Raw genomic sequence first — 309 nt, forward strand, 5'->3', positions numbered from 1 at the left:
AGTTGATTCACCATTGTACGGATACAATCGACCGTGCGAAGAAACAGATCGACGTGTTCTGATTGGATATCGAATTGATCGGATCGAATTAAGTCCAGTAAGGTTTCGACAACATGAGTGAAGTCTGCAATTTGTTGAAAACCAAAGGTGCCGCTACCCCCTTTTATCGAGTGTGCTGCGCGAAAGATTTCGTCGATTCTCTCTGAGTCCAATGCCTCTGGATCAAGCTCCAGCAAAGCGGACTCCATGATATCGAGCCCTTCATTACTTTCCTCGAAAAAGACTTGATGAAATTGGCTAAGATCTACG

1 protein-coding gene is annotated in these 309 nt (G+C 44.7%); it reads right to left on the reverse strand.

Features of this window, described 5'->3' with window-relative positions; translation table 11 throughout:
* Positions 1–309, reverse strand: a 309-nt coding sequence (locus A3750_RS05530; protein ID WP_197474924.1) for an Hpt domain-containing protein, incomplete at both ends; no start/stop codon positions are given.

The sequence above is a fragment of the Oleiphilus sp. HI0079 genome (assembly GCF_001635105.1).